This is a genomic window from Yoonia sp. (assembly GCF_017854565.1).
Lineage (GTDB): Bacteria > Pseudomonadota > Alphaproteobacteria > Rhodobacterales > Rhodobacteraceae > Yoonia.
This window is the reverse complement of the sequence record NZ_JAFMHJ010000097.1, coordinates 1-3,988: the sequence shown is the minus strand read 5'-3', so window position 1 is coordinate 3,988 and position 3,988 is coordinate 1. Positions and strand designations below refer to the sequence as shown.

Here is a 3,988-nt window from a genome sequence, read left to right as displayed (position 1 = left end):
GCGCTCGGCATACCCGTCACAGAGACCGTGGGATAAGTCTGTCCAGGGAAAGGGGTACCTCGGCCATCAGCCGATTTGTGCAACAGAGTCACTCCAATCGACGAGATGTATACTTTTGCATGTAGCTTGGGCACATGGCGTAAATTCTTGTTACTGGGTGCGCCCAAGCTCTTTAAGGCCGCAGGGTTTGTGCCGCCGGATGAAACATCACAGATTATTCGGGAGGAGCCGCAGTCATCCAAAGACAGTGCCTCAGGAATTCCAGCGCCCCAGTATGCGACTGCAAGTCGACGATTGTCCCCTTCACAGACCTCACGTATTTTTTTGGCAAGCATGGCACCTGATAGAAATTCTTGCATCCTGATTTCCCAAAGTATTCTGACGTTAATGCAGCCGAATGCCTGCTATGGTGTTTGATCAGCTTCGAGAGAGTGAGTGACCAAGATTCGTATGCTGACTAGGCTCTTTGGCCAGCTTATGACTTACACGTATCATGGCAAGCGACGCACCATTGTTCTTCTGGTTAAACTCCCTCCTTCCAATTCGCTACGATCAGCATGGGCAGACGCGCCTCTGCCTCGCGCGCCGGGCCTTCCAGGCTCAGGCGTTTAGGCAGCTTCACCTGCGGCACGAGGATGAAGATCGGCACCGTCGCGAGATCACGCCCGATTTTTGACCTTGAGACGACAGCCCGACCCTTCGAATTCAGCCGTGTTTCCGCAACCAACAGGCTTGGTTGGCCACGCCGAAAGACGAAGCGCAGGCGTTGGCCGGTGCGCTGCTCCCACCCGCTGGGGGTGATCCGCTTGTTGCCGACACCTTTTTTTCCGGCAGCGGCGGTGGGAATTGCCAGCCAGAAGCCGTTTTTTGACCGGATAAGGGCGCCCCGGTCAAAGGCATCGACCACGTTCGAGGCATTGGAATAGACCACCGCGGCCGCCCGGATTGAAGCTCCGGTCGTTGGATACATCTTCTTGCGGATCGAATTGGCAAGCCCGCGGCCCAAAGCGGCACCGGTGATCTGGCCGCGCCAGTCCATCTGTAGGCCGGTCGCCGCCTCAGAAACCCCAGCCGTGACCGCGTGTTCTGCGGCCTCGACTTCCGCCTGCATCATGGCGCGGAGATCGCCCTGAATACCGGCGAGGAGTTTCACAGCGCCCGCGCCTCTGCCAGCCAGACAAGTCTGCCCGTATCCCGCGTTGGGGTGCCGCTGATTTCATGAAGCTGGCCTGCGATTTCCACGGTATCGCCCGCAGAAAGCTCTGCCGCGTCAGACAGGCGGACATTCAACAGCACGGTATCGACGACAAAACGCCCGTCGCCGAAATTCGCAAAGCGATCCGGCATGGCGCGGATCACCCGGATGGATTGGGCAGGACCGGTGCCGCCGAAGCGCAAAAGCCCGTCGGCGGCAACGTTCGGGTCGTTGAACAGCGTGTTTGTCGCCAGATCGAAGACCGTCAATTTGCACTCGCTGCTGTGAGGCGAACCCGGCCGGTGGTTTCGCCCGCGCCACCGCCGACGGCTAGAACCGCCACGCCGATCAGCTTGTTCGTCGCGACGGTGCTGGTAACGCGGGAGGTGGCCACATCCCAATAGATCAGCTGGCCCACCGTCCAGGCTTGTGACGCGGTTTTCGTGAGGTCGAAAATGCCATTCAGCACGAGGACCAGCGGATCGCCGATGGCGGCGGCGTTTTCGGCAATGCCAAACAACGAGCCAGATAGAACCGGCTGGCCGGACGTGGTGACGGCTGTGGCCGTGAGGGTGACGCGGTTGCCGACGCCGATGAAGTTTTTCATCAGGTTTCTCCAGTAATTGAGGGGGAATGGGTGCGATCAGACGCCCGCGTTGCGGAAGAGGCCGCGCCAGTCGATGGCTTTGGAGGCGAAGTCGTGGCGGGCTTTGATTTCCATGCCGTCGACCTCGAAACCCATGCGGGTTTCGGTGTAAACGCCGTTGCTGCCATCAAGATAAGCATATTCCACAGTGTCGATCCGGTTCGGATCAGCAGCGAGGAACCATGGATCGGCCCCGGCCGCGGGGATCAGGCGGGGCTCCTCAATTGGTTCCAGCCGCCCGGCAAAGGCGTTGACACCTGCCACCGCATTCGGGGTGGTGGCGGTGACGTTCTTGCGCGCTTCGACCGACCGGGTGCCCGGAGGCGTGATCAGATAGCGCGGCTGGACCGAGATTTGCCGGGCCTCAAGCCCGCGCTGGTTGCCGAACAAGCGGTAGGCTTCCGCGAGGGTGGTTTCGGAAATCGCCCCGGCCGTGCCGAGATTGCCGTGGCCTGCATTGAAGAGCGCCACGCCGTCGCCCATCAGCGGGTTGGATGTCAGGATCGAATAGACCAGATCGGACTCAAGGTCGGCCGCCGAGGCGCCGAAGGCCGAGGGGATGCGGGTGAAGGCGTCGAGATCGTCGTTGATCAGCGTCTGGCGGGTGATGCCGATGATCCGGCCATAGGTCAGCAGGGCATAGACCTCGCGGCCTTCGCCCATGGTGCCATAGGTGAACTCGCCGCTTTCGGGCACGCGCAAGAGGTCCGGCGCCCCGGCCAACTGGGTGCGCTGGACCGGACGGAAGTCGGTGATCGTCGCCTGCCGCGCCCAGGCGGTGAAGGTCCGGGGTGTGCTGTCATAGGCTGAGCGCAGGGTTTTGTTGGCGACGTTGGCCAGAATGAACGGGAAATCCGCGCTGGAATGATAGCCGGGCCCGGCGCGCTTTTGCAGGGCCTCGGTCGCCAGTTCCATCCGTGACATGCCGCGGGTGCTGATGCCCCGGCGTTCCAGCGCATGACGCGCCATATCGAGCAGGTTCAGACCGCGAAACTCCCGCGCGGCCTCGGTTAGTTGGTGCAGCCCGGGGGCGTGCCGGTGCATCAACGCGTCTGTGACCGCATCGCGATAGGCGATCTCGGTGGCGCCGGTGTCACGGGCGGCTGCAGGAACCGTCGCGCCGGTGCGGGTGCCGACGGTGTCACCCTCTGCCAGCCGATCCAGCACGGCGCCGCGGGCCGCATCGAGCGTGACACCGCGGCCGATCAGATCGGCGGCGAAGATGTTGTCGAGGCCGTGGCGCTGGCAGAGCGTCAGAATATCGGCGGCGGCGCGCTGGGCTTCGGCACGAATTGCGTCGGCGCTGGGTGTCGCCGGCGCAGGCGCAGGCGCAGGCGCCGGGGCGGCCGGTGTGGGATCAACTGCCCGCGTTGCGGGGGCGGGCGCCGCCGCCGGGGCCGTGGTTTGGATATCTTCGGGCATTTTAGCCTCCGTGTCTGGGTTTGTGGTACGGGTCAGGGTGCAGGTGTTCATGGCGGCAGTGTGGGTGGTCTCGGACCGGACCCGTGCGCCGGGATCAGCGCCAATCGCGACGGCGGAAATCTCCAGGGGTTCCCAATCGACAGCGCGCCAGAGTTCCGGCCCGCCGTCGCGCTTTGTGATCTCGTAGCGGTGGACGCGGTAGCCGACCGAGACGTTGCGGATGATGCCGCCCGCGATGTCGCGGAAAATCGGCTCGACATCGGCCCGCTCGCTGAACCGGATCGTGGCGGTGCCCTGATTATTGGCAATCCGTGCCGATCCGTCGACAACCACGCCAAGAACGGAGTCCAGCGATCCCGCGTCATGGGCATTCAGGAACGGCGCACCGGCATTGAGGCGTTCCAGACGGATCATGCCGGGATCAAGCGAGAGTTCCTCGTCGACCGCTTCGTCCCAGAACCGCGCCCGGCGCACGGTGGCACCCGTGGTCCAGATGATTTCAACCGTGCGGGCGGCCTCATCGGCCGAGCCCGCGCGCACAGAGGCCATCCGCCCCTGAAGGGGCAGATCGATGATGTCTTTCGGCATGTGGGGCTCCGTTCAGCTTTGGCTGGGGTCTTGCGGTGGTTGGCCGGCCTCGCCGTCCAGCGAGCCGGGGTCTTGGCTTTGAGCTATGCGGGAATTTGGGTGATGGCGTGATTTGAAGGGCGGCGTATCGTGGCGGG

General features: G+C 63.2%; 5 protein-coding genes. All 5 read right to left on the bottom strand.

From position 1 onward, the window contains the following. On the bottom strand, window positions 1–359 hold a 359-nt coding region (locus QZ196_RS17310; RefSeq protein ID WP_296428611.1), incomplete at its 3' end, for a phospholipase D family protein. A 164-nt stretch (window positions 360–523) separates the two neighbouring features. After that, window positions 524–1,153 carry a DUF6441 family protein gene (locus QZ196_RS17305; RefSeq protein WP_296428609.1) on the bottom strand — a complete coding sequence of 210 codons (630 nt, stop codon included), beginning with the start codon at window positions 1,151–1,153 and terminating at the stop codon, window positions 524–526. Beyond that, on the bottom strand, window positions 1,150–1,464 hold the full coding sequence (locus QZ196_RS17300) for a hypothetical protein (RefSeq protein ID WP_296428607.1): 315 nt from the start codon (window positions 1,462–1,464) through the stop codon (window positions 1,150–1,152). The genes QZ196_RS17305 and QZ196_RS17300 overlap by 4 nt, the downstream gene beginning before the upstream one ends. Further along, a complete protein-coding gene (locus QZ196_RS17295; protein WP_296428606.1) occupies window positions 1,461–1,802 on the bottom strand; it encodes a DUF2190 family protein in 342 nt (113 codons plus the stop codon). The genes QZ196_RS17300 and QZ196_RS17295 overlap by 4 nt, the downstream gene beginning before the upstream one ends. 36 nt (window positions 1,803–1,838) lie before the next feature. Further along, entirely contained in the window at window positions 1,839–3,851 is a 2,013-nt protein-coding gene (locus QZ196_RS17290) for a prohead protease/major capsid protein fusion protein (protein ID WP_296428605.1), read from the bottom strand. Window positions 3,852–3,988 lie beyond the last annotated feature (137 nt).

Bases quoted from the DNA above. Each gene is read 5' to 3' on its own strand.
- QZ196_RS17295 (WP_296428606.1), bottom strand. From the start codon at position 1,802: ATGAAAAACTTCATCGGCGTCGGCAACCGCGTCACCCTCACGGCCACA.
- QZ196_RS17290 (WP_296428605.1), bottom strand. From the start codon at position 3,851: ATGCCGAAAGACATCATCGATCTGCCCCTTCAGGGGCGGATGGCCTCT.